The sequence below is a fragment of the Rhodanobacter sp. ANJX3 genome, from assembly GCF_014200755.1.
GTDB lineage: Bacteria > Pseudomonadota > Gammaproteobacteria > Xanthomonadales > Rhodanobacteraceae > Rhodanobacter.
Genome location: NZ_JACHCM010000006.1, coordinates 267,742 through 292,953 on the forward strand (window position 1 = coordinate 267,742; position 25,212 = coordinate 292,953).

Here is a 25,212-nt window from a genome sequence, read left to right on the forward strand (position 1 = left end):
ATGACGAATTCAGATCCAGCGAAAACCAAACCATCCGCGCCACCGTCCGACTTCGAGCGGGTCAAGGCGGCGAGCAACTTTCTGCGCGGCGGCATCGTGGAAGGCCTGGCCGATCCGATCACGGGCGCGATCAGCGACGACGACAACAAGCTGCTGAAATTCCACGGCAGTTATCTGCAGGACGACCGCGACCTGCGCGACGAGCGGCGCAAGCAGAAGCTGGAGCCTGCGTTCTCCTTCATGCTGCGCGCGCGCCTGCCCAGCGGCGTGGTGACGCCGGCGCAGTGGCTGGTGTTCGACCGGATCGCGCGCGAGCACGCCAACGGTACGCTGCGTATCACCACGCGGCAGACGTTTCAGTGGCACGGCATCATCAAGCGCAACCTCAAGCCGACCATTGCGGCGATCCACGCGTCGCTGGCCGGTACCATCGCCGCCTGCGGCGACGTGGTGCGCAACGTGGTGAGCACGGCCAACCCGATCGAATCGGCGGCGCACGCCGAGGCGTATGCACTGGCCACGATGCTGTCGAACGAACTGGCGCCGAAAACCAGCGCGTACCACGAGATCTGGCTCGACGGCGAAGCGCTGGTTGCCGAACCGAAGTCGGAAAAGCCGGCAGTCAAGGACAGCGAACCGCTGTACGGCCCGACCTATCTGCCGCGTAAATTCAAGATCGGCCTGGCGATTCCGCCGCTCAACGATGTCGACGTGTTTGCACAGGATCTGGGCCTGATCGCGATCATCGAGAACGGCGTGCTGCACGGGTTCAATGTCGCCATCGGCGGCGGTATGGGCGCTACGCACAACGACGATTCCACCTATCCGCGGCTGGGCAGCCTGATCGGCTTCATCAGCCCGACCCAGCTGCTGGCCGTGGCCGAAGCGGTGGTCACGGTGCAACGGGACTGGGGCAACCGTAGCGAGCGCAAGCATGCGCGGCTGAAGTACACCTTGGATCATCGCGGGCTTGACGCGTTCAAGGCCGAGATGGAATCGCGCCTGGGTTTTGCGCTCGCGCCTGTGAGGCCTTATCACTTCGACCACAACGGCGACCGCTACGGCTGGGTGCAGGGTCACGACGGCCGGTGGCATCTCACCCTGCACATCGAATCGGGCCGCCTGGCCGACGTGGGCGAGCGGCGCTGGCTGACCGGACTGCGCGAGCTGGCCAAGGTTCACACGGGCGATTTCCGCATGACCTGCAACCAGAACGTGATCGTGGCGAACGTCGCGCCGGCCGACCAGTCGCGCATCGATACCATCGTTCGCGAGCATGGTCTGGACGACTATCTGCAGCAGAGCGGCATTCGTCGCCACACGGTCGCCTGCGTGGCGCTGCCGACCTGCGGATTGGCGATGGCCGAAAGCGAACGCTATGTACCGCTGCTGCTGCCGAAGCTGGAAGCCCTGCTCGATCGACACGATCTCACCGATGCGCCGATCCTGCTGCGCCTGTCCGGCTGCCCGAACGGCTGCTCGCGCCCCTACCTCGGGGAGATCGCGCTGGTCGGGCGCGGACCGGGTCGCTACGACCTGCGCCTGGGTGCGGATTTCCGCGGTGAGCGCTTGAACCGGGTCTATCGCGAGAACATCGACGAAACCGCCATTCTCGGCGCGCTCGATCCGCTGTTCGCGCGCTACGCCGCCGAGCGGAATGACGCCGAAGGCTTTGGCGACTTTCTGCTGCGCGCCGGCGTACTGCCGCCGCCCTCGCGTCGTATCGCCTCGCAGGTGGTGACATGAGCGAACTGACGCCGCCTTTCGACTTGAATGACCCGCAGACTCTGCCGCGGATCAACGCGGAGCTGGCCACGCTGACGGCGCAGGAACGCGTGGCCTGGGCCTTCAGAAACACGCCAGGCACGCACGTGCTGTCGTCCAGCTTCGGCGCGCAGGCGGCGGTGTCGCTGCACATGCTGACGCGGCAGCGGCCGGATATTCCCGTGGTGCTGATCGATACCGGCTACCTGTTCGCCGAGACCTATCGGTTCATCGATGAGCTGACCGAGCGACTGCAACTGAATCTCAAAGTCTATCGGCCGCGCATCGGCGTGAACTGGATGGAGGCGCGCTATGGCCGCCTGTGGGAACAGGGCGTCGATGGGCTCGACCGCTACAACCACATCCGCAAGGTCGAACCGATGGAACGGGCGCTGGACGAGCTCGATGCACACGGCTGGTTTTCCGGCCTGCGCCGCGACCAGTCGCGCAGCCGCGCGGATATCGACTTTGTCGAGCGCCCCGGCGAGCGCTGGAAATTCCATCCGATCGCCGACTGGACCGACCGCGATGTCGGCGTGTATCTGAAAGAACACGACCTGCCCTACCACCCGCTGTGGGACGAGGGCTACGTATCGATCGGCGACCGCCACACCAGCCAGCGGCTCGAACCCGGCATGGAGCCGGAGGACACGCGCTTCTTCGGGCTCAAGCGGGAGTGCGGCATTCACAAGATCGGTTGATTCGCCCGGCACGAGTCCACCGTGCATGCGCCTCGGCGTGACGCGGTTTGGACGTCCACAAGAAATACCACTCTATCTTTCGGGTCTGAACCATGAAGCTGTATCCACTGTTTGCCGATCTCACGAACCGCCCGGTGCTGGTGGTGGGCGGCGGCGCGGTGGCCGAGCGCAAGATCGCCGCGCTGCTGGGCGCGCAGGCGCACATCACAGTGCACGCGCTGACGCTCACGCCGCAGCTGCAGGCCTGGGCCGACGAGGCTCGGATCACGCTGCACAGCGAGCCGTTCGACGAACGTCTGCTCGACGCGGTATGGCTGGTGATTGCGGCCACCTCGGACGACGCGCTCAACCGGCGCGTTGCCGCGCTGGCCGAATCGCGGCGGATTTTCGTCAACGTGGTCGACGAATCCGCGCTCTGCAGTTTCCATGTGCCGGCGGTGATCGATCGCGCGCCGCTGACGATCGCGATTTCCAGCGGCGGCGATGCACCGATGCTGGCGAGACTGCTGCGCGAGCGGCTGGAATCCCTGCTCGATCATTCGCTCGGCGCGCTGGCCTCGCTGGCGGCGCGACTGCGCAAGCGCATTCGCCTGCGCCATCCGGACCTGTCGGAGCGACGCAGTTTTTACGAAGATCTCTTTACCGGCCCGGTGGCGCGACTGCTGCGGCAGGGACAGCCGGAACGCGCGTTGGCTGCGGCGGAACAGCTGCTCGCGTCATCGCCGATTCGCGCGGCCGGATCGGTGGTGCTGGTCGGCGCCGGACCGGGCGACCCCGGCCTGCTGACGCTGCGCGCGCTGCGTGCACTGAACGAGGCCGACGTGATCCTGCACGATCGGCTGGTGAGCGCCGAGGTGCTCGATCTGGCTCGGCGCGACGCCGACCGCATCGAAGTCGCCAAGCAGGCCGGCCATCATCACACCACGCAGCACGGTATCCACGCGCTGCTGCTGGAGCACGCCCGTGCCGGCAAGCGCGTGGTGCGTTTGAAGGGCGGTGACCCGTTCGTGTTCGGTCGCGGCGGCGAGGAGCTGGAGTTTCTGCGCGACCACGGCATTCCCTTTGAAGTGGTGCCCGGCATCACCGCCGCGGCGGCCTGCGCCGCGTATGCGGGCATTCCGCTGACGCATCGCGATCACGCGCAGTCGGTGCGTTTTGTTACCGCACACTGCAAGGCCTCGATGGATACGCTCGACTGGTCGGCGCTGGCGCAGGAGCGGCAGACGCTGGGCGTGTACATGGGCGTCGGCGAGTTGCCCACGCTGCAGTCGAAGCTGATTGCCCACGGCCGCGCCGCATCCACGCCATTCGCGCTGATCGAGAATGGCACGCGCCAGAATCAGCGCGTGATTACCGGCACGCTGGGGCAACTAGCCGAGCGTGCTGTGGCTTATGCGGTGAAATCGCCTGCCCTGCTGATTCTCGGCGAGGTCGCCGCGCTGGCGCATTCGCTGGCCTGGTTCGGTCGATCGCCGCTGGGCACGTCGGCTGTGGCGTCGCGCGGCGATGCACAGGGCAAGCCACTGCCGGTTCCGGCGCGGCGCAGCGGCCAAAGCCGGCTGGCAGCGATTCATCGTCAGTAATTCCGACTATCTTCCCCGACCTCCGGAGCAAGCATGATTTACGAAAGCATTCTCGACACGATCGGCAACACGCCCGTAGTGAAGCTGCACCGTCTGGCACCGAAGCACGTCGACATCTACGTCAAGGTCGAGGCGTTCAATCCGGCCGGGTCGGTGAAAGATCGCCTCGCGCTGGCGATCATCCTCGATGCCGAAAAGCGTGGCACATTGAAACCCGGCCAGACCGTGGTGGAAGCGACCTCCGGCAATACCGGCGTCGCCCTGGCCGCCGTTTGCGCCGCGCGCGGCTATCCGTTTGTCGCGGTGATGACCGAAACGTTTTCGGTGGAGCGGCGCAAGCTGATCCGCGCCTACGGCGGCAAGGTGCTGCTGACGCCCGCCGCCGAGCGCGGCACCGGCATGGTGCGCAAGGCGGCCGAGCTGGCAAAGGAGCACGGCTGGTTTCTCGCCAATCAGTTCGACAATCCGGCCAACCCCGCGTATCACCGCAACACCACCGCGCCGGAAATCCTGCGCGATTTCGCCGGTCGTCGGCTGGACTATTTCGTCAGCGGCTGGGGCACCGGCGGCACCATCACCGGCGTGGGCGAAGTGCTTAAGCTGGCGCGGCCGGACGTCAAGGTCATCGCCACCGAGCCGGTCGGCGCGGCGCTGCTGTCCGGCAAGGAATGGCAGCCGCACAAGATCCAGGGCTGGACGCCGGACTTTTTGCCCGGCGTGCTGAACCGGCAGATCGCCGAGCGCATCGTGCCGGTCGACGACGTGCTGTCGCGCGATACCTCGCGCGCGCTGGCGCAAAAGGAAGGCATCTTTGTCGGCATCTCGGCCGGCGCCACGCTCGCCGCCGCGCTGGAAGTGGCCAAGGATGCGCCGGAAGGTTCGGTGCTGCTGGCGATGCTGCCGGACACCGGCGAGCGCTATCTGTCGACGTTTCTGTTCGAAGGCGTCAATGAAGGCTCCGACGATATCGGCTGAGTATTCTCTCGGACATGACCGCTGGCGCCATAAAAGGAAACGGGCGCCTGAGCGCCCGTTTCTTTATGCGGCAATGATCGAAACTCAGAACGTGTAGTACATCTGGAATTCAACCGGATGCGTGCTGGCACGGTAGCGGGTGACTTCCTTCATTTTCAGCTCGATGTAGGCATCGATGAAGTCGTCGGTGAACACGCCGCCGGCCTTGAGGAAGTCGCGATCCTTGTCCAGCGCTTCGAGCGCCACATCAAGGCTGGAGCAGACCTGCGGGATGTTCTTCTCTTCTTCCGGCGGCAGATCGTACAGATCCTTGTCGGCCGGCGCGCCCGGGTCGATCTTGTTGATGATGCCGTCGAGGCCGGCCATCATCAGCGCGGTAAAGGTCAGATAGCCCGACTGCATCGGATCGGGGAAGCGCACTTCGATGCGGCGACCCTTCGGGCTGGCCACGTACGGAATGCGGCAGCTGGCCGAACGGTTGCGCGCCGAATAGGCCAGCATCACCGGCGCTTCGAAGCCCGGCACCAGACGCTTGTAGCTGTTGGTGGTGGAATTGGAGAACGCATTGATCGCACGCGCGTGCTTGAAGATGCCGCCGATGTACCACAGCGCGGTCTGCGACAGGCCACCGTAGAGATCGCCGGCAAACAGGTTTTCGCCGCCCTTGCTCAGCGACTGATGCACGTGCATGCCGCTGCCGTTGTCGCCGACGATGGGCTTGGGCATGAAGGTGACGGTCTTGCCGTTCTGGTGCGCCACGTTCTTCACCACGTACTTCATGGTGATCAGCTCGTCGGCCTTCTTCACCAGGGTGTTGAACTTGACGCCGATCTCGCACTGGCCGGCGTTGGCCACTTCGTGATGGTGCACTTCGACGGTCTGTCCCAGCGACTCCAGCACCTTGCACATGTCGGCACGCAGGTCGGCCAGCGAATCGACCGGCGGCACCGGAAAGTAGCCGCCCTTGACGCCCGGACGATGGCCGGTGTTGTCGCCGTCGTACTTGTACTTGGAGCTCCAGGCCGCTTCCTGCGAGGTGATCTCGTAGAAGGCGTGGCCCATGTCGTTCTGCCAGCGCACCGAATCGAAGATGAAGAATTCGGGCTCCGGGCCAAAGAAGGCGGTGTCGGCGATGCCGGTGGACTTCAGGTATTCCTCGCCGCGTTTGGCGATCGAGCGCGGGTCGCGCCCGTAGGCCTGCATGGTCGACGGCTCGAGCACGTCGCAATGCAGAACCAGCTGGGTGTGCGCGCTGAACGGGTCGAGGTAGGCGGTGTCCGGATCGGGCAGCAGCACCATGTCCGACTCGTTGATGCCCTTCCAGCCGGAAATCGACGAACCGTCGAACATCTTGCCGTCTTCGAACGTCGAATCGTCGATCGAGTGGGCGGGGAAACTGACGTGGTGATGGACACCGAGGATGTCGGCGAAGCGGAAGTCGACAAACTCGACCTCGTGTTCCTGGATCAGATCGAGCACTTTCTTGGCGGCGGACATAGAACAACCTCGGCTAGTGATTAACAAGCGGTTTTAGCAAGCGTCATGCCACGGGGCAAAAACCCGATTCTGCCGGCCTTTGCGCGACCTGATGACGATCGCAGCACGACCTTGTGCATCATACACGGGCAATCTTGCGCGATATTTGCACCAATATGAAGCTTACGGGGCGGCGGGTGGGCACTACACCGCCGCCCCGTCGCCCCGCATGCACCCGCTGCTCAGGCCTCGTAGGCGCTTTCGCCGTGCGAACTGATGTCCAGGCCTTCGCGTTCGGCTTCATGGCTGACGCGCAGTCCGAAGATCAGCTTCACGACCAGATAGACGATCACCGACACCACGCCACTCCACACCAGGGTGATGCCGACGCCTAGCGCCTGCACGCCGACCTGCTGCGCCATCGTGGTGTTGCCGGCGCCGAAGCCGGTGCCGCCCAGCGACACCGCGCTGAACACGCCGGTGAGCAGCGCGCCGACGATGCCGCCGATGCCGTGCACGCCGAACACGTCCAGCGCATCGTCCACTTTCAGAATCTTCTTCAGCCCGGTCACGCCCCAGACGCAGCAGAGGCTGGCCAGGGCACCGATCACCAGCGAGCCCATCGGCCCGACCGTGCCGCAGGCCGGCGTAATGGCCACCAGCCCGGCGACCGCGCCGGACGCGCCGCCGACCATCGACGGCTTGCCGCGGGTGACGACTTCAACGATCAGCCAGGCCAGCACCGCCATCGCCGTGGCAACGAGGGTGTTGATGAAGGCCAGCGCCGCGCCACTGTTGGCTTCCAGATTGGAGCCTGCGTTGAAGCCGAACCAGCCGACCCACAGCAGGGCCGCGCCGATCATGGTGTAGGTCACGTTGTGTGGCTTCATCGATTCACGCCCCAGGCCCAGACGCGGTCCGACCATGTAGGCGCCGACCAGACCGGCAATACCGGCGTTGATGTGCACCACGGTACCGCCGGCGAAATCCAGCGAGCCTCTGGCGAACATGAAGCCGTCCGGCCCGAACCAGACCATGTGCGCGATCGGCAGGTAGGCAAAGGTGAACCACAGCGCGGTGAAGGCCAGCACGGCGCGGAAGCGCATGCGTTCGGCGAACGAGCCGACGATCAGCGCGCCGGTAATGCCGGCGAAGGTCGACTGGAACACGATGAACACGTACTCGGGCAGCGACACGTTGGCGCTGAAGGTGGCCGACAGCGTGTCCTTGGTGACGCCTTTCAGGAACAGCTTGCTGAAGCCGCCGATGAAGGCATTGCCCTCGGTGAACGCCAGGCTGTACCCGTAGATGACCCACAGCACCAGGATCATCGAGAACACCGTCATCACCTGCATCAGCACCGACAGCACGTTCTTCGAGCGGACCAGACCGCCGTAGAAAAGCGCCAGGCCCGGCACCGTCATCAGCAGCACCAGCAGGGTCGAGGTGAGCATCCACGCCACGTCGCCCTTGTCGACCACCTGCACGATGGGCGCCGCGGCGAAAGCGGAAGGTGCCAGCAGAAGCAGGCACAGGAAAACAAAGGGGGACATCCACCCGGGTAGACAGCGCGAGTGGTCGTTCAACGGAAGCTGTTTCATGGAAACCTCGCAGGGCAGAATTCAGAGGGCGTCGGCGTCGAGCTCGCCGGTGCGGATGCGGATGACCTGCTCGATGGTGCTGATGAAAATCTTGCCGTCCCCCACGCTGCCGGTTTTCGCCGACTGCTGAACGGCCTCCAGCACCGTATCGAGCAGCTCGTCGGCGATCACCACCTCGAGCTTGAGCTTGGGCAGAAAATCCACGACGTACTCGGCGCCGCGGTAGAGCTCGGTATGGCCCTTCTGTCGTCCGAAGCCACGCACTTCGCTGACCGTGATGCCGCTGACGCCGGCATTGGTCAACGCGTCACGCACTTCGTCCAGCTTGTAGGGCCGGATGATGCAACTGATCAATTTCATGCACATCTCCAGACGTTGATACCGCCGTGGTCGCCCACGACGGCTGGTTTGAATGCCTGCTCACAGATTTTCCCGATACAACGTTTGCTGCGACCTCTCTTTCATAAAACCACAAATGGGCGATCGTTGGTCAGAACGATTTGCTCAGGGTAAGGATGGCGGTAGCGCGACCGACGTAATGACCTTCGGGATTGGTATAAGCGCTGCGCTTCGCGTTCGTGTCGTAGTAACCCAGCGCGATCGAGTAACCGCTGGCGAAGGCACGCGTCACGCCGACCCGCCAGTCGTAGTAGGAATATCCGGGACTATTGGGCACATCCTGATGACCGACATGGCTGTTCAAAGTCCAGCCCTGAGTGAACTCGACGTTGTAGGACAGATCGACGTAATCGCTGTGCTTGCTGTCGGCGAAGCCGAACAGGTTGGTCAAGCCATAGGAATATTTCAGCGCGATCCCTTTCCACGTCAGCGATGCGTAAGCCTCGGTGGTATACGGGCGACTGAAGCCGGCCGGGTACGTGCCGGGGTAGTAATAGGTATACAGCCCGACGTCGTACGCCCAGTCGGCGCTGAAGCTGCCGCGGTAGCCGGCGTACCCGTCGATTTCGAGACTGCTGGAAACGCGAGCTTCCGCAGTGGACACGTCCGACAGCCAGCTGACGTTGCTGCCCCACGCGCCGACATACCAGCCGCCGGCATCGTCGTATTCGATACCCGGCTGAAACGCCGGCTTGCGATTGGTCTGCGAAAGACCGCGGAAAATGTAGTCGTTCGTCACCGAGACGCTGCCGATGACCTTGCTGACCGGTGTGTCATCCGCCAGGGCAGCCATCGGATCGCCCAACATCACGGCGCTTGCCAGTATCCATTGCGATGCTCGCTTCATCGGTGTGGCTCCTTCGCTATGTTTGAAGCACATCGGATTCGGACGTCTGGACGTCCATAACCCCATGCAACTTCGACAGCGTCGACAAGGCGGGCCATCGAGTGGCTGGCGCATCGGCAACGGCCTGGCTTGCGTGGCGCATGCGCGGCCACACAGATAAGCAACGTTTTCTGATGAAATGAGCCGCGGGCTCGAAATCGCGCGCCGACGCCCGAACGTCGGGCAACCGCTGCGTTTCAAGAAGCGCCGCTTCAATATCGGGCGCCGCCGGTGATGAGACGGCCGCCAGCTTTTCGGTCTTCGCCGTGGCGTGTACCCGCAGGCACGAACGGACCGACATGGTTCTGCCGCAGCGCAACCATGCGCCAACCTGACCCGTATTCCCCACGACCTGAGTTGTTCGAGCGTGTCGGCGCGCTATTAGCGCTGCACCACACGACGTCGCAAACTATGCCGATGACTCGATCCTGCCCTAGTTATTTGTGCATTGCAATACGATGACGCGATTATTTTCGTAAGAAATATTTTTGCTGCCGGCCCATGCATCTCATTGGTTTTCCTTGTAACCAATTTCACCGGGCGCTCTCCACCGCGCAATCGCGGGAATGAATCGCAGGAATTTGCGCCGCAGCGGCGGCCGCCGTCCCGTATTTCTCCATCTCGGCGACCTTACTTCGGCCGCTGCGCGACAGATCTCGCGAAGCGTCAGTACCTAAGCTAGGCTCCCGTGTCCGCGGCGACGGCGCCGTCCTCTTGAAGGTTTGTATCCGTGACTGATCTGATCCACGTCATCCTGCTCGGCATCATCGAAGGCATCACCGAATTTCTGCCGATCTCCAGCACCGGGCATCTGCTGATTGCGGAAAAATTCGGGCTGGGCGCGCGCTCGGATCTATTCAACGTCGGCATCCAGGCCGGTGCGATTCTCGCGATCACCTTTATTTACTGGAAGCGCATCTGGCAGCTCTTTTCGCAATGGCGCGAGCCGGTCAATCGCGATTATCTGCTGAAGCTGATCGTGAGCTTTCTGATCACCTCGGTGCTCGGCGCAGTCATCGTGGTGCATTTCCATTTCAAGCTGCCTGAAACGATTACGCCGATCGCATGGGCACTGCTGATCGGCGGCATCTGGATGATCGCCGCCGAACAGATCGCGGCAAGACAGACCGATCGCACCCAGGTGACCTGGCGAGTGGCGATTCTGGTGGGCATTGCGCAGATGGTCGCCGGCGTGTTTCCCGGCACCTCGCGTTCGGGTGCCACGATTTTTACCGCCATGCTGGCCGGTACCAGCAACCGCGCGGCGGCCACCGAGTTCGCCTTTCTGGTCGGCATTCCGACCATGTACGCAGCGACCGGCTACGAGCTGCTGAAAGTGCTGAAGGACGGCGGCGCCGCCAACGAGGATTGGACCGCGCTGATCGTCGGTTTCGTCGTTTCGCTGATCGTCGGCTTTGTCGCGGTGAAATGGCTGCTGGGCTATATCCGCAGCCATCGCTTCACCGCGTTTGCGATCTATCGCATCGTGCTGGGCATCGCGCTTCTGTTGCTGGTGCCCGCGGGCGGCTGAGCCTTCGGCCGCGAATCAGGCGGCCGCGGTGATGCGTTCGATCTCTCTCGTCGTCGCCTCGGCGGCGAGCCGCGCATTGAGCAGACACTGCGGCTCGCAGGTGCGCTGGAACAGCTCGCTGACCCACTCGATAAAGGCCTGCACGCGCGCCGACAGGTGACGCTTCTGCGGGTAGACGATCCACAGCGGTGAACCGCTGGAAATCGTGTCGGTCATGACGATTTCCAGCTCACCCTTGGCCAGCGCCGCGGCCGCTAGGCAGTGCGGCACCTGGATGATACCCAGGCCGGCGACCGCCGCCTGGATCACCGATTCGCCGTCGTTGATCAGCATGTGCGCGTCGACGTCCAGCTCGACCCGACCGCTCGGCGTATCGAACTGCCATTGGTAGGCCTTGCCGGTACTGGGGAAAACATAGTTGATGCAGCGGTGCTGGCGCAGGTCATCGATCGTGTGCGGAATGCCATGTCGGGCCAGGTACGACGGGGCGGCCAGCAGCACGTTGCTGAAGTGGCCGAGCTTGCGCGCGATCAGGCTGGAATCCTCCAGCTCGCCCATGCGGATGGCGCAGTCGTAGCCCTCTTCGTTGAGGTCGAACTGGTAGTCGCACATCGCCAGCTCGAGCCGAATATCCGGATAGCGGCCCTCGAACTCCACCAAGTTGGGAATGATCGCCGAGCGGCCGATCGCCGAATGGGCGGCGACGCGCAGCTTGCCGACCGGATGGATCCGCGCCTGCCCCAGCGCCTCGGTAGCTTCGGCCAGGTCGGCCAGAATTTCTTTGCAGCGGGCGTGGAACGAGGCACCGTCGTCGGTCAGCCGCAGCGAGCGCGTGGAGCGCGACAGCAGCCGGGTACCGAGCTGGGTTTCCAGTCGGGCCACGGCCCGGCTCACGCCTGACGGCGTCATGCCCAGCTGGCTGGCCGCGGCGGCAAAGCTCTTGGCCTCGACCACGCGCACGAAGGTCGATATGGCGGAAAAGTCTTCCATAGCCTGGTTTTCCCACGGATTCGTGATTCTGACTCACGAGTGTAGTGCGCCGCGAACGGATTATCTATACCGCTTGGTACACCTATTCTCTCCAGCCTTCGCCGCCGGCCCCACCGTGCGTGCCCTGTTTCTGGAGATCGATCATGTCAACGAACGCAACAAAAAAGCGCTGGATTCCCCTCGCCCTGGCCATTGCCCTGGTGATCGGCAGTTGGGCGGTGCTGGGCCAACACGGCGAAAGCCACGCGCAGACCAACAGCGCACCGCCACCGCCGGCGGTGACCGTGGCGCAGACGCTGATTCGCACGGTCAGCGATGCGGATGAGTTCACCGGCCGGCTGCAGGCGATCGACACCATTCAACTGCGGCCCCGGGTGAGCGGCTACGTCGACCGCGTGCTGTTTACCGAAGGCGCGATGGTCAAGAAAGGCCAGCTGCTGTTCCAGATCGATCCGCGCCCGTATCAGGCCGAGGTCGATCGGCTGCAGGCGAACCTGGGCCAGGCGCATGCCGAATTGGTGCTGGCCGACGCGAACGCTGCACGCGCGCAGAAGCTGCTCGATCAGCACGCCGTATCGCGCGAGGAAGCCGACCGCATGAGCACGGCATCGCAAAGTGCCAAGGGACAGGTGGCCGCCGATAGCGCGGCACTCGAGGCCGCCCAGCTCAACCGCGAGTTCACCGAAGTGCGCGCGCCGATCGACGGGCGCGTCAGCAACGCGCTGATCACCGCCGGCAACCTGGTGACGCCGAGCGACGTGCTGACCAGCGTGGTCAGCGTCAATCCGGTGTATGCGTACTTCGACGTCGACGAGCACAGCTACCTCAAGCTCGACCGCATCCGGCGCGAGCACGGCGCCGCGCCGCAGATTGCCATGGCCCTGGCCGATGAAAGCGGCTTTCCGCACAACGGCCGCATCGACTTCGTCGACAACCAGCTGAGCGCCGCCAGCGGCACGATTCGCCTGCGCGCCGTGTTCGACAACACCGATGGCAGCTTCACGCCCGGCCTTTACGTGCACATGCAGCTGCGCAGCGAGAGCAAGCAGCCGCGTGCGCTGATCGACGATCGCGCGGTTGGCACCGACCTCGGCAACAAGTTCGTCTACGTGCTCGACAAGGATCGCAAGGTCGACTACCGCAAGATCACCACCGGCCCGCTGATCGACGGCCTGCGCGTCGTCACCGACGGCCTGAGCAGCAGCGACGTCATTGTCGTCAACGGCCTGCAGCACGTGCGCCCCGGCATGGAAGTGAACCCGACCAAGGTCGCGATGGCTACGCGCAGCCTCGATGCCACGGCCAGCCAGGTCGCCAGCGGCGGCATTCCCAAAGGCAATGCGCTGACCAGCGCGCAGGACTGATTCGATGAAACTCGCTCAATATTTTGTGGATCGACCGATCCTCGCCGGCGTGCTGTCGGTGCTGCTGCTGATTGCCGGCACGATCTCGCTGTTCAAACTGCCGATCGGCGAATACCCCGAAGTGGTGCCGCCGACCGTGGTGGTGCACGCCAGCTACCCCGGCGCCAATCCGAAGGTGATCGGCGAGACGGTTGCCACACCGCTCGAAGAGCAGATGAACGGCGTCGAGGGCATGCTGTACACCGCCTCGCAGGCCACCAGCGACGGCGCCATGACGCTGACCGTGACTTTTGCGCTCGGCACCAACCTCGACGACGCTCAGGTGCAGGTGCAGAACCGCGTCGCCCAGGCGCTGCCGCGCTTGCCCGAAGAAGTGCAACGGCTCGGTGTGACTACGCAGAAAAGCTCGCCGGACCTGACCATGGTCGTGCATCTGATTTCGCCGAACCAGCGCTACGACATGCTGTACCTGTCGAACTACGCGCGCCTGCACATCAAGGACCAGCTCGCGCGCCTCGACGGCGTCGGCGACGTGCAGATTTTCGGCGCCGGCGAATACAGCATGCGCGTGTGGCTCGATCCGCAGCGCCTGGCCAGCCGCGGCCTGACCACCGGCGACATCGTGCACGCGATCAAGGAGCAGAACGTCGAAGTGGCGGCCGGCGCACTCAACGCGTCGCCCGGCCCGAACAACAACGCATTCCAGCTCAACATCAACACGCAGGGCCGACTGGTCACCGAAGACGAGTTTCTGAAGATCGTCGTGCGCACCAGTCCGGACGGCGGCGTCACCTATCTGCGCGACGTCGCGCGGGTGGAGCTGGGTTCGAACAATTACGCGCTGCGCAGCCTGCTCAACAACAAGCCGGCGGTGGCCTTGCCGATCTTCGCGCGGCCGGGCTCCAACGCGATCCATATTTCCGACGAAGTGCGCAGCACCATGGCGCAGCTGAAGAAGGATTTTCCGCAGGACGTCGACTACAAGATCGTCTACGACCCGACGGTATTCGTACGCGGCTCGATCGAGGCCGTGGTGCATACGCTGTTCGAGGCGATTCTGCTGGTCGTGCTGGTGGTGATTCTGTTCCTGCAGACCTGGCGCGCCTCGATCATTCCGCTGGTCGCCGTGCCGGTGTCGCTGGTCGGGACGTTTGCGGTGATGTATCTGGCCGGTTTTTCGCTCAATGCGCTGTCGCTGTTCGGCCTGGTGCTGGCCATCGGCATCGTGGTGGACGACGCGATCGTGGTGGTGGAAAACGTCGAGCGGCATATCGAGCACGGCCTGTCGCCGAAGGACGCCACCCGTCAGGCGATGAAGGAAGTCACCGGCCCGATCGTGGCCACGGCGCTGGTGCTGTGCGCGGTGTTCGTGCCGGCAGCCTTCATCAGCGGCTTGACCGGCGAGTTCTATCGCCAGTTCGCGCTGACGATCGCGATCTCCACGGTGATCTCGGCGTTCAACTCGCTGACCCTGAGTCCGGCGCTGGCCGCCTTGTTGCTGAAGGAGCGCGGCGCACCGAAGGACGCGCTGAGCCGCGGCATCGATCGCGCCTTCGGCTGGCTGTTCCGCCCGTTCAACCGCTTCTTCGTGCGCAGCGCCAACAGCTACGTCAGCGGCGTGCAGCGTGTGCTGCGGGCGGGTTCGGTCGCGCTGATCATCTACGGCGGCCTGGTCCTGCTGGGCGTGTTCGGCTTTGCCAAGGTGCCGACCGGCTTCGTGCCGGCGCAGGACAAGCAGTACCTGGTGTCGTTCGCGCAGCTGCCGGACGCGTCGTCGCTGGACCGCTCCGAAGCCGTGATACGCCGCATGAGCGACATCGCCTTGAAGCAGCCGGGCGTGGAAAGCGCGGTCGAGTTTCCCGGCCTGTCGATCAATGGTTTTACCAACAGCACGAATTCCGGCATCGTTTTCGTCACGCTGAAGCCGTTCGAGGAGCGCCGCGATGCGTCGCTTTCGGCCGGTGCGATCACCGCGGCGCTGCAGCAGAAGTATGCGGCGATCCAGGATGCCTATATCGCGATCTTTCCGCCGCCGCCGGTGAACGGCCTGGGCACGATCGGCGGCTTCCGCCTGCAGGTGGAGGACCGCGGCGACCAGGGCTTCGAGGAGCTGTACAAACAGACCCAGAACCTGATCACCGCCAGCCAGAAGGAGCCGGCGCTGGCCGGGCTGTTCTCCAGCTACCAAGTCAGCGTGCCGCAGATCGACGCCGACGTGGATCGCGAAAAGGCCAAGGCCGAAGGCGTGGATCTGAGCGATGTCTACCAGACCATGCAAGCGTATCTGGGCTCGCTCTACGTCAACGACTTCAATCGCTTCGGTCGCACCTACCAGGTCAATGTCTCGGCCGAGCCCGGTTTCCGCCACGAGCCGCAGGACATCACCACCTTGAAGACGCGCAACGCCCGTGGCGAGATGGTGCCGCTGGGTTCGTTTGTCAGCGTGCGCCAGAGCGTGGGGCCGGATCGCGTGCAGCACTACAACGGTTTCCCGACGGCAGAGATCAATGGCGGCGCGGCACCCGGCTACAGCTCGGGCCAGGCCCAGGATGCGATGGAGCGGCTGGCCAAGAACACCCTGCCCAACGGCATGTCGTTCGAGTGGACCGAGCTGACCTATCAGCAGATTCTCGCCGGCAACACCGCGGTGCTGGTGTTCCCGCTGTCGGTGCTGCTGGTGTTCCTGGTGCTCGCCTCGCTGTATGAAAGCCTGACCCTGCCGCTGGCGGTGATCATGATCGTGCCGATGGTGCTGCTGTCCGCGATTACCGGCGTGTGGCTGAGCGGCGGCGACAACAACATCTTTACCCAGATCGGCCTGATCGTGCTGGTGGGACTGGCCTGCAAAAACGCCATCCTGATCGTCGAGTTTGCCCGCGAAGCGCAGATCCTCGAAGGACTGGATCGCGTGCAGGCCGTGCTGGAAGCGGCGCGACTGCGGCTGCGCCCGATCCTGATGACGTCGTTCGCTTTCATCATGGGCGTGGTGCCGCTGGTGCTGTCGCACGGCGCCGGTGCAGAGATGCGTCATGCGATGGGCGTGGCGGTGTTCTCCGGCATGCTCGGCGTCACCTTCTTCGGCCTGGTATTCACCCCACTGTTCTATGTGCTGATCCGCCGCTGGAGCGAAAACAGCGCGGCCCGCCGCGCCGCCCGCAAGGCGCGTCACGCGGCGATGCCCGCACCCGCTTTCGAGGAACACTGAGATGACTTCGCTTTTCCGTTTGAGCGCTCTTGCGAGCGCGCTGCTCCTGGCCGGCTGCATTACCGTCGGCCCGGACTATCACCGTCCGGTTGAAAAGCCGGTGGCGCTGCAGGGCGTCGATGCCGCGCAGCAGTCGGCGCGGGATTTTCAGGCCAACTGGTGGACGCAGTTCAACGATCAAACGCTCGATGCGCTGATCAAGCGTGCCGCGAAAAACAGCCCGGATCTGAAAATCGCGCTGGCGCGGCTGAACCAGTCGCGGGCGCAGCTCGGTACGGCGCGTTCCCAGCAGCTGCCCGACGTCCAGGCCCAGACCAGCTATACGCGCAGCCGCGAACAGCAGCCGGGTTTCACCACCGATCCGGAAACCATCACCACTTACCAGGCCGGTTTCGACGCCAGCTGGGAGCTGGATCTGTTCGGCGGCATCCGCCGTTCGGTGGAAGCCGCGCGCGCGGATACCGAAGCCGGCACCGCGTCGCTGGAGGATGCGCAGGTCACTCTGTTCGCCGAGGTGGCGCGCCATTACTTCGATCTGCGCGGCACTCAGCTGCGCATCGACGTCGCCCAGCGCGATATAGGCAACCTGCGCGATTCGCTCAAGCTGATCAAGAGCCGCGCCGATGTCGGCACCGGTTCGGATCAGGATGTGGCCAGCGCCAGCGCGCGTCTGGCCGCAGTCGAGGCGCAGCTGCCGCTGCTGCAGACCCAGGCGCAGGCCGATACGTTCCGCCTCGCCGTGCTGCTCGGCGAACGGCCGGGAGAACTCGACATCGATCTGTCGCCGAAGACCTTCCATCCCATCGATACCGCGCTGCCGATCGGCAACGCCGGCGACGTGCTGGCCCGCCGGCCGGACATTCGCGTTGCCGAGCGCGAACTGGCGGCGGCCAATGCACGCATCGGCGTGGCCAAGGCGGACTGGTTTCCGCACATTTCGCTGGGCGGTTTCGTCGGTTTTCTGGCCGGCCGCAGCAACGATTTCGGCGGTGCGCAGTCGCGCGCTTTTTCGCTGGCGCCCAGCATCAGCTGGGACGGGCTCAACGTGCAGCGCGTGCGCTCCGGCGTCAAGGCCAGCGAAGCGCGCGCCGACGAGGCCAAGGCCAACTACCAGCGCACCGTGCTCAACGCCCTGGAAGACGTCGACAACGCACTGGTCAGCTACAACCAGCAGCGCGTGCGTGTGCAGAAGCTGGACGAGCAATCAACCCAGAGCACGCGTGCCGCCGAACTGGCGCGCATCCGCTACGAAGCCGGTGCCACCGATTATCTCGAGCTGCTCGACGCCCAACGCACGCAGCTCACCGCGGAAGATCAGCTGGCCGAGGCCGAAGCCGGCATCAACCTTCAGGCCATCGCCATCTACAAGGCGCTGGGCGGCGGCTGGCAGGCCTGCGGCAACGAACACTGCAGCGCTCTGGCCAGCGCGCCATGAATATGCGCCCGCAAGCGCGGCGTAGCTTTTCTTCGTTCACCGCGCCGCCGCTGGAACAGCAGATCGCGCTGGTCAGCGGTGCCAACCGCGGATTGGGTCTGGAGGTGGTGCGGCAGCTTGCAGCGACTGGCATGGCCGTGCTGCTCGGCAGTCGTGACCTCACGCTGGGTGAGCGGGCGGCACAGCGGCTACGCCGTGATGGGATCGACGTCACGGCGATCCAGCTGGACGTCACCGACCAGACCGGCATCGACGCCGCGGCGAGGTATATCGATAATACTTATGGACGTCTGGACGTCCTTATCAACAATGCCGGCGCCTACTACGACATGGGCGAACTGCCGTCGTCGATCGACCTCGATACCGTGCGCGCCGCGCTGGAAACCAACCTGTTCGGCGCGTGGCGCGTTTGCGAGGCGCTGCTGCCGCTGATGCGCCCCTTTGGCTTCGGCCGTATCGTCAACGTCTCCAGCGGCTGCGGCTCCAGCGCGGTCGATGGCGAATGCTGTCCGGCCTATCGGGTCTCGAAGGCTGCCCTCAACACCTATACCCGCACGCTCGCGGCGGAGTTGGGCGGCAGCGGAATTCTGGTGAACGCGGTGTGTCCCGGCTGGACCAACACCGACATGGGCGGCACTGGAGGACGGCCGGCCAGCGAGAGCGCGCAAGGTGTCGTCTGGGCCGCCTGCCTGCCGGCGAAATCGTCGATCACCGGCGGCTTTTTCCGCGATCGCCAACCGATCGACTGGTGATCGTTGCGCCGCGACTCAGCGCTGTACCATCACCGCGAACCAGCCCCAGCCGCGAATGCGTTCGGCGATGAGTTTCACACTGGTCAGCATCGGCACCGCCAGCAAGGCCCCGGGAATTCCCCACAGCCAGCCCCAGATCAGCAGCCACAGCAGAATCGCAATCGGACTGACGCGCATGCGCCGGCCCAGCACCATCGGCGTGATCAGGTTGCCCTCGACGATGGTGAAGCCGATAAAGCACAACGCCGGCAGCATCGCCTGACCGAGCTGATCGAAATGCACCAGACCCACCATCATCAGAATCGTGGTGGTGGTGATCGCGCCGACATAGGGAATGTAATTGGCCATCATGGCAACCGTGCCCCACAGCAGCGGATCGGGCATGTTCAGCCACCACAGCATGCCGGCGGTAAACAGTCCCAGGCTCAGGTTGATCAACGAGGTGGTGAGGATGTAACGCGACACCTCGGTCTGGATGCTGCGCACGATCACCACCGCGTGCCGCTTGGCGTGGAAATCCGGCACGATTTCCACCAGCCGCCTGAGCAAGGTGTCGCCGAATACCAGAAAAAAGAACACCAGCAGGGTCACCGTCAGCATGGCGGCCAGCACGGCGGGCGCCTTGGCCAGCACATCCCACGTACTGATCGACACGGCGGCCGCCGCCGCTGCAGGATGGGCGCGCGATGGCGGCCCGTTCACCAGATTCTGGGTCGCGCGGTTGGCCATCTCGAAGGGTGCGGTAATGGTGCGGAACTTCGGCAACAGTTCTTTCATGGTGGCCGGCGCGCCCTGGATCCAGCCCATCGCCGGCTGCGCCACCTTGCTCACGCCGAATCCGAGCGAGCCGACCAGCGCCAGCATCAGCACACTGGCACACAGCCAGCGCGGCAGGCCGCGACGCGAGCCAGCGGCCACGATGGGATTCAGCGCCAGCCCCAGGAACGCTGCCAGCACCAGCGGAATCAAAAGCGACTTGGTCAGCGTGACGGTGTACATCAGCGCCAGCAGCAGCATGCTGTTCAATATCACCCGGATGGCGCGCAGATGCCGCAGCGTGCCGCGCGTCGTCTGCAGCCCCCGACTGTGCGCACTCGACGCATAGCCGATCGATTCGTCGCTATCGACCGAAAGCGGAGCCACATCGCTGCGGTCTCTGACGGGCTCGTCGTGCGATGGCAGATGGCCGGGCTCGTTCATCGGACCGTACCCGTGGGCAGTGCGCGATCGAACGATGAAAATAGCGACGATGACGACAGCGTCGGCCCTTGTCTGACCGATGTCCGCGTCATCGCCGTCGTCATGAGGATCGACTGCTGTCGATATCCGCAGCCGATGAGTCGCCCGACGCGTCGGCGCCCGAATCGGCCGCGCTCGATCCAAACGACCCCAGCTCGGAAACCAGTCGCACGCCGTAGGCCACCGTCTCGGCCAAGCCACCGCTGAGCAAGGAGCCCAGGCCAGGAATCCGCAGCGGATGCACGTTGAGACGCCCGAGCACGAAGCCTGCGCCAGCCGCAGCACCCACCGTCGTCAGCGGATAGCGCTGGCCCCGGGCCAGCAGCAGTGCGGCCGGGGGACTGAGCTCGCTGCGGGCCAGCTTCATTTCCGACTGCGCGGCGCGTACCTTGGCCAACTGCTTGAACAGGCTCATGGATTGCCCTCCCGCTCGGACGCATTATTGCCACGCTCGCTTTTCCGTGGATCGCCGGCGAGCAGGTCGTCCTTCAAGGTTTCCGCCTTGCGCACCAGATCATCCTTCACCCGCGCCACGTCCGCCTTGATGCGCTCGACATCGATTTCCTCGCGCGCCTTGGCCACGGTGTCGCGCATCATCCCGCGCCATTCGCCACGTGTCACCGGCAGACTCATCCAGTGCATGCAGCGGCGGAACAACAGAATCGAGCCCAGCAGAAAGATCAACTGCAGCACGCATAGGCCCAGCAGCGCCAGCACCCACGAGCCAAACCATTTCGCCAACAGCAGGCCGACAAAGGCGAGCAGGCTCAGGCCAAGCCCGACGCCGGCCACCATCGCGGCCAATCCGGCAATCAGCATCCACGACACGGCCGTGCGTGCCAGGCCGAGTTCGGCGGCCAGCAGATGCATCTGGGCGCCGAACAGACGCCTGACCGCACGACCGAGCTGGCCCAGTTCGGCAAACAGTCCAGACGGAAGCGGCGCCGTTTCTGGCGCCGCGGTTCCGGGTTCCGATGTCGTTTGCTGCATTCCCTGCCCCTAAGTCGGCGAGATCAACGACGCAGAATGCGGCCGAGCAGCCAGCCGGCACCCAGCGCGATGGCGACAGACTGCACCGGCTTTTCGCGCACATAATCGCGCGCCACTTCCAGCCACTCGTCGGCGCGCTCGCGCGTCTGGTCGTAGACCTCGCGACCCCGCTCGCCGATTTCCACCGCCTTGTCGGTCGTGCGGTTGGCCACATCGGCCACTTTGTCCGTCGCGCGATGCAGGCCTTCTTCGACCGAATCGGCCGCGCGATCCACGACTTCCTTGGTGCTGGCGACGGCGCTGGATGTCGCCTGTTTGACGCGCTCGGCGCTCTCGTCGATACGGTTGCCGACCAATTCTTCAGGGGTCTGTACGTGCTTGTTCATGGGTAACTCCGTTTGAGGGCGTTCGGGGAGGCAATGCTTCGACACATCTGTCTGTTGGCGCAAGGAGAGTGCGTGGCTAGACGTCACTCTCGCAAGCGCACGGTCTTGTCATCGCGCGCGGCGGAAGAAGGCAAGGATCGCAAAGATCAGAAAGATGACGAAAAGAATCTTTGCAATGCCTGCGGCGGCGCCGGCAATGCCGCCGAAACCCAGTACGGCGGCGATGATCGCGATAACCAGAAAAACCAGTGCGTAGTGAAGCATGGCGTTGTCCTCTTGAATGGGAGCCAAAGTCAGGCCCGTGGCTCGCCGCCGAGGTGGCTTGCCGGGTGGGGGTCAGCCATTCACCCATAGAATCCGCCATGCGAGCGTGAAGGGAAATCCCGTGTATCTGCACGCCGCGGCGACGTCGGCTAGGGCGGGCGCCAACGGACAGGCCTCTCCCATCGCCCTTTGACGACCGCCATCGAAGGTTTCGCCACTCGCTGACCGCTGCCGATCTAGGGCTTATAGGTGACCCGATACACGGCGCCGGTCAGGTCATCGCTGACTAGCAAGCTGCCGTCGGGCAGCGGCTGCACGTCGGCCGGGCGACCCCACGCCTGCTCGTTCGGCGCAAAGCCGGTGATCAGCGGCTCATACGACAGCACCTTGCTGCCCTGCAGATGCACCGTCATCACACGGTAGCCGGACTTTTTCGTGCGGTTCCAGGAGCCGTGTTCGGCCACGATGATGGCGCCCTTGTAGCTCGCCGGAAACTGGCGGCCCTCGTAAAAACGCATGCCCAGCGCCGCCACGTGTGCGCCCAGCTTCAACACCGGCGGAGCATAGTCGCTGCAGCGCTTGCCCTGGCCGAACTCGGGGTCGAGCGTGTCGCCCTGATGGCAGTACGGGAAACCAAAGTGCTCGCCGGGTCTGGTGATGCGATTGAGCTCGTCACTGGGCAGATCATCGTCAAGCATGTCGCGGCCATTGTCGGTAAACCACAGCTGGCCGGTGCCCGGCTGCCAGTCGAAGCCGACCGAATTGCGGATGCCGCGCGCCACGTCTTCCATGCCGCTGCCGTCGGCGTTCATGCGGATGAGCTTGCCGTGGTCGGGGCCCGGATCGCAGACGTTGCACGGCGCGCCGATAGGCACGTAAAGCTTGCCGTCCGGGCCGAAGGCGAGGAACTTGCTGCCGTGGTGCGTTTCGGTCGGCAGCTTGTCGGTGACTACCTCCGGCGCCGGTGGGTCATCGAGATGGTTCTCGATATCGCGCAGCACGACGATACGGCTGACCGCCGAAATGTAGAGATCGCCGTTCTTGAAGGCCACCCCGATCGGCGACTCCAGAGCGCTGGCGACCACGCGTACCTTGTCGGCCACCCCAGCGCCCTTGCTGTCGGTCAGCGCGTAAACCTTGCCGGCGTCGCCGGAGCCGACGAAGACGGTACCCTTCGCGCCCAGGGCGATCTCCCGCGCATTCGCCACCTGATCGGAATACAGCGCGATATGGAAACCCGGCGGCAGGGTCAGCTGCTCCAGCGGCGAAGCGGCCTGCACCTGCATGGCCAGCCAACTCAACAACAGAAAAAGCGCCATTCGCATTGTCATGCTCTACTCCGACTCACGCTCACTAGCTGGAACCTGAACCTTATCCAGAGACACATCACACTGCGGTGACAGTGCGTTCGATCTGACCGCCCTGGGTGCCGCCAGCGTCGGGTTCTCCAGTGCCGAAATCGGACAGACCATCGTCAGCGCACTGTTCGACGCCGTCAACAACAATGCGCAGCTGGATAAGATAGAGCCCGAGATCATGCTTCGGTCAGTTATCGATGACGCAGTTTGCGCATCCATGAAACGGCGGCTCGCCGAACACGTTACGCTTAGCGGATTCTTTCATTGCTTCATGGAAAACGCTTGGAACCCGCAGCTTATATCGAGATGGCCGAGATCCAGTCGCGACATTGGTGGTTCACCGGAAGACGCGCCATTCTCACATCCACCATTCGACAGCTGAGGTTGCCCAGCAACGCGCGCATTCTGGAGATAGGTTGCGGCACCGGCGGCAATCTGGACATGCTGGCAACTTTTGGCGAGGTGAGCGCTTTCGACATGGAGGAAAGCGCGCGAGTGCTTGCCGACAAAAAGACCGGCGGTACGCATGATATTCGCGCCGGCCACTGTCCGGACAACATCCCATTCCAGGGTGAGCGCTTTGATCTGATCTGCCTGTTCGACGTGCTGGAGCACATCGAACAGGACACCCAAACGCTGGCCGCGATCCGCTCGCTGCTGGCGGACAACGGCCGGATTCTTGTCACGATTCCCGCGTATGCGTGGCTATACGGTGTTCACGACAAATTTCTGCATCACCATCGGCGCTACTCAGCGCGCGAAATACGGCAGCGCGTTCATGCAACCGGCTATCGACTGGTGCGGCTTTCTCACTTCAATACGCTGCTGTTTCCGCTCGCTGCCATCGTGCGGGTGAAGGAACGCCTGCTTGGCAGCAAGGTCGCCGCCGGCAGCCGCGTTCCGCCTGAACCGATCAATGGCCTGCTGCGGACTATCTTCGCCGCCGAGCGCACCTGGCTGAAGCACTTCGATCTACCGTTCGGCGTTTCCTTGCTATGTGTGCTCGAGAAAGCCTAGCGGAGTAGTGATCTTTCGATGATATCGGCGGCAGTCGATGCGCCGCATTCGCCGCGAGAACTCGCCGCGCAAATCCTGCCTTGCTGTGTATAAGTGTCATCGGCGAGAAGCCGCTTTAAGAGTGGTGCTGCGTGGTTTTCGCGATAGCTTGCCGCCGGCAAAATTTCCGCCACGCCCAGCCGCTTCAGTCGGGCCGCGTTATCGGGCTGGTCGAAGCCGTGCGGTACCACCAGCATCGGCTTGCCGGCGTAGAGCGCTTCACTGCTGGTACCGATGCCGCCGTGATGGATGATGACGGAGGCGCATGGAAACAGTGCCGCATGCGGTGCGTAGTCGACGGCATGGATGCTTGCCGGCAAATCCGCTGGCAGCTTCGCGCGCATTTCCGCTGAGCCGGTGAGTAGCACGGCGCGCTGACTCAGCCCCAGGGCGGCCGCAAGACTTTCGCGCAGAAAGTCCGCGCCCATATGCACCGCCGTCGACCCGAGCGTGAATACCAGTGGAGCGGGGCCTGCGTCGAGAAACGCGCGTAACGGACGATCGAGCTCGGCCGTTTGGACGTAGCGCGCGAAGCCGGTGACGTGCGCTTGGGCCGGCCAATCCGGCTGCGGCTGGCCAAGCAACGGAGAAAACAAGGCCAGCACTCCCTGCGGCGCGTGCTGGCCCCGATGAAACGGATCGCCCAGCGGCGATACCGGGGGCAAGCCGAGCGAACGGCGAAAGTCGCGTACCGGCGCCGTCCATCCCTGCGTAATGCGGCGTGCTAGCCCTTGCAGCCAGCGACCGCGGCGCGCCGCGCCGCGCATGAGGGGGTCCAGCAGAGCTATCCCTGTTGCCGGCGGATCGTATGCCGATAGAAAGCCCGCCGGTGCCAGCACCGCGGATAGCCAGCACAGCTTGCCCGCCGCGTTCAGCTGTTCGCCCAGTATCTGTGCGGCGAAAGCCAATGTCGTGGTGATCATCACGTCGGCATTGGCAACGATTGGGGCGAGTTTTTCGTAACTGGCCCGCACATCCTTCGCGGCAAAGTCGTGCACCACAAAGCGCGGACCGCGCCAGCGATCGAATGCACGAGCAATGAAGGCTTCGCGGTCTTCGGGTTCGGGAATGCCACTGGCATCGGCAAAGTCGAGGCCCGCCTGCTCGATCGTCGCCTGATGAATACCGTGCGTTGCGATGGCGACGCGATGCCCGCGCGCGCTCAGCTCCTGGCCGATGGCGAGAAAAGGGAAGAGATCGCCCAGCGAGCCGACGGTGGCGATGACGATACGGGCGTGGCGCATGGGCGATGGCATC

Annotated in this window: 23 protein-coding genes; 10 read left to right on the forward strand and 13 right to left on the reverse strand. The window is 64.1% G+C overall.

The annotated features are described in order from the left end of the window. From cysI to cysK, 4 genes are all read left to right on the forward strand, one after another. The gene (cysI, locus tag HDE76_RS16980) at positions 1–1,746 is read left to right on the forward strand and encodes an assimilatory sulfite reductase (NADPH) hemoprotein subunit (protein ID WP_184509246.1); all 1,746 of its coding nucleotides are present in this window, start codon (positions 1–3) and stop codon (positions 1,744–1,746) included. Next, on the forward strand, positions 1,743–2,465 hold the full coding sequence (locus tag HDE76_RS16985; RefSeq protein WP_179478955.1) for a phosphoadenylyl-sulfate reductase: 723 nt from the start codon (positions 1,743–1,745) through the stop codon (positions 2,463–2,465). Before cysI ends, HDE76_RS16985 begins: the two co-directional genes overlap by 4 nt. 92 nt (positions 2,466–2,557) lie before the next feature. Further along, positions 2,558–4,048, forward strand: a complete 1,491-nt coding sequence (gene cysG / locus HDE76_RS16990; RefSeq protein ID WP_184509265.1) for a siroheme synthase CysG — start codon at positions 2,558–2,560, stop codon at positions 4,046–4,048. A 33-nt stretch (positions 4,049–4,081) separates the two neighbouring features. Beyond that, positions 4,082–5,023, forward strand: a complete 942-nt coding sequence (gene cysK / locus HDE76_RS16995; RefSeq protein ID WP_184509267.1) for a cysteine synthase A — start codon at positions 4,082–4,084, stop codon at positions 5,021–5,023. An 84-nt stretch (positions 5,024–5,107) separates the two neighbouring features. Here cysK and glnA read toward each other — a convergent pair whose 3' ends face one another. The 5 genes from glnA to HDE76_RS17020 all read right to left on the reverse strand — a co-directional run bounded on the left by glnA (position 5,108) and on the right by HDE76_RS17020 (position 9,686). Beyond that, on the reverse strand, positions 5,108–6,520 hold the full coding sequence (gene glnA, locus HDE76_RS17000; protein WP_179478959.1) for a type I glutamate--ammonia ligase: 1,413 nt from the start codon (positions 6,518–6,520) through the stop codon (positions 5,108–5,110). Positions 6,521–6,741: 221 nt separating this feature from the next. Continuing rightward, positions 6,742–8,100, reverse strand: coding sequence for an ammonium transporter (amt, locus tag HDE76_RS17005; protein ID WP_184509269.1), 1,359 nt, complete (start codon positions 8,098–8,100; stop codon positions 6,742–6,744). 21 nt (positions 8,101–8,121) lie between these two features. Further along, positions 8,122–8,460 carry a P-II family nitrogen regulator gene (locus tag HDE76_RS17010; protein WP_179478963.1) on the reverse strand — a complete coding sequence of 113 codons (339 nt, stop codon included), beginning with the start codon at positions 8,458–8,460 and terminating at the stop codon, positions 8,122–8,124. Positions 8,461–8,590: 130 nt separating this feature from the next. Next, on the reverse strand, positions 8,591–9,346 hold the full coding sequence (locus HDE76_RS17015; protein ID WP_184509271.1) for a TorF family putative porin: 756 nt from the start codon (positions 9,344–9,346) through the stop codon (positions 8,591–8,593). A gap of 16 nt (positions 9,347–9,362) precedes the next feature. After that, entirely contained in the window at positions 9,363–9,686 is a 324-nt protein-coding gene (locus tag HDE76_RS17020) for a hypothetical protein (protein ID WP_179478967.1), read from the reverse strand. 429 nt (positions 9,687–10,115) lie between these two features. On the opposite strand from HDE76_RS17020, the gene HDE76_RS17025 reads away from it, so the two are divergent. After that, positions 10,116–10,916 carry an undecaprenyl-diphosphate phosphatase gene (locus HDE76_RS17025; protein WP_184509273.1) on the forward strand — a complete coding sequence of 267 codons (801 nt, stop codon included), beginning with the start codon at positions 10,116–10,118 and terminating at the stop codon, positions 10,914–10,916. Positions 10,917–10,931: 15 nt separating this feature from the next. Here HDE76_RS17025 and HDE76_RS17030 read toward each other — a convergent pair whose 3' ends face one another. Further along, on the reverse strand, positions 10,932–11,906 hold the full coding sequence (locus HDE76_RS17030) for a LysR family transcriptional regulator (RefSeq protein ID WP_184509275.1): 975 nt from the start codon (positions 11,904–11,906) through the stop codon (positions 10,932–10,934). 143 nt (positions 11,907–12,049) lie between these two features. Here HDE76_RS17030 and HDE76_RS17035 point away from each other — a divergent pair, with 143 nt between their 5' ends. From HDE76_RS17035 to HDE76_RS17050, 4 genes are read left to right on the forward strand one after another with little or no spacing between them, the layout of a single operon-like run. Further along, positions 12,050–13,270, forward strand: coding sequence for an efflux RND transporter periplasmic adaptor subunit (locus HDE76_RS17035; protein ID WP_184509278.1), 1,221 nt, complete (start codon positions 12,050–12,052; stop codon positions 13,268–13,270). Positions 13,271–13,274: 4 nt separating this feature from the next. Beyond that, complete coding sequence (locus HDE76_RS17040; RefSeq protein ID WP_184509280.1) at positions 13,275–16,475, forward strand: multidrug efflux RND transporter permease subunit; 3,201 nt, start codon at positions 13,275–13,277, stop codon at positions 16,473–16,475. Between the two features lies 1 nt (position 16,476). Further along, positions 16,477–17,910, forward strand: coding sequence for an efflux transporter outer membrane subunit (locus HDE76_RS17045; RefSeq protein ID WP_184509281.1), 1,434 nt, complete (start codon positions 16,477–16,479; stop codon positions 17,908–17,910). Beyond that, positions 17,907–18,662, forward strand: a complete 756-nt coding sequence (locus HDE76_RS17050; RefSeq protein ID WP_255481649.1) for an SDR family oxidoreductase — start codon at positions 17,907–17,909, stop codon at positions 18,660–18,662. Before HDE76_RS17045 ends, HDE76_RS17050 begins: the two co-directional genes overlap by 4 nt. A 15-nt stretch (positions 18,663–18,677) precedes the next feature. Here HDE76_RS17050 and HDE76_RS17055 read toward each other — a convergent pair whose 3' ends face one another. The 6 genes from HDE76_RS17055 to HDE76_RS17080 form a co-directional block, all read right to left on the reverse strand. After that, on the reverse strand, positions 18,678–19,862 hold the full coding sequence (locus HDE76_RS17055) for an AI-2E family transporter (protein ID WP_184509283.1): 1,185 nt from the start codon (positions 19,860–19,862) through the stop codon (positions 18,678–18,680). 100 nt (positions 19,863–19,962) lie between these two features. Further along, positions 19,963–20,316 carry a hypothetical protein gene (locus HDE76_RS17060; protein WP_179478981.1) on the reverse strand — a complete coding sequence of 118 codons (354 nt, stop codon included), beginning with the start codon at positions 20,314–20,316 and terminating at the stop codon, positions 19,963–19,965. Next, entirely contained in the window at positions 20,313–20,891 is a 579-nt protein-coding gene (locus HDE76_RS17065) for an ABC transporter ATP-binding protein (RefSeq protein ID WP_343205727.1), read from the reverse strand. Before HDE76_RS17065 ends, HDE76_RS17060 begins: the two co-directional genes overlap by 4 nt. Before the next feature lie 23 nt (positions 20,892–20,914). Then, positions 20,915–21,277, reverse strand: a complete 363-nt coding sequence (locus HDE76_RS17070) for a DUF883 family protein (protein ID WP_179478983.1) — start codon at positions 21,275–21,277, stop codon at positions 20,915–20,917. Between the two features lie 108 nt (positions 21,278–21,385). Continuing rightward, on the reverse strand, positions 21,386–21,541 hold the full coding sequence (locus HDE76_RS17075; RefSeq protein ID WP_179478985.1) for a DUF1328 family protein: 156 nt from the start codon (positions 21,539–21,541) through the stop codon (positions 21,386–21,388). A gap of 236 nt (positions 21,542–21,777) precedes the next feature. Continuing rightward, on the reverse strand, positions 21,778–22,866 hold the full coding sequence (locus HDE76_RS17080) for a PQQ-dependent sugar dehydrogenase (protein ID WP_184509340.1): 1,089 nt from the start codon (positions 22,864–22,866) through the stop codon (positions 21,778–21,780). A gap of 315 nt (positions 22,867–23,181) precedes the next feature. Here HDE76_RS17080 and HDE76_RS17085 point away from each other — a divergent pair, with 315 nt between their 5' ends. Next, positions 23,182–23,916 carry a class I SAM-dependent methyltransferase gene (locus tag HDE76_RS17085; protein ID WP_184509285.1) on the forward strand — a complete coding sequence of 245 codons (735 nt, stop codon included), beginning with the start codon at positions 23,182–23,184 and terminating at the stop codon, positions 23,914–23,916. Here HDE76_RS17085 and HDE76_RS17090 read toward each other — a convergent pair. After that, on the reverse strand, positions 23,913–25,199 hold the full coding sequence (locus HDE76_RS17090) for a nucleotide disphospho-sugar-binding domain-containing protein (protein WP_179478989.1): 1,287 nt from the start codon (positions 25,197–25,199) through the stop codon (positions 23,913–23,915). The genes HDE76_RS17085 and HDE76_RS17090 overlap by 4 nt on opposite strands. Positions 25,200–25,212: the final 13 nt, after the last annotated feature.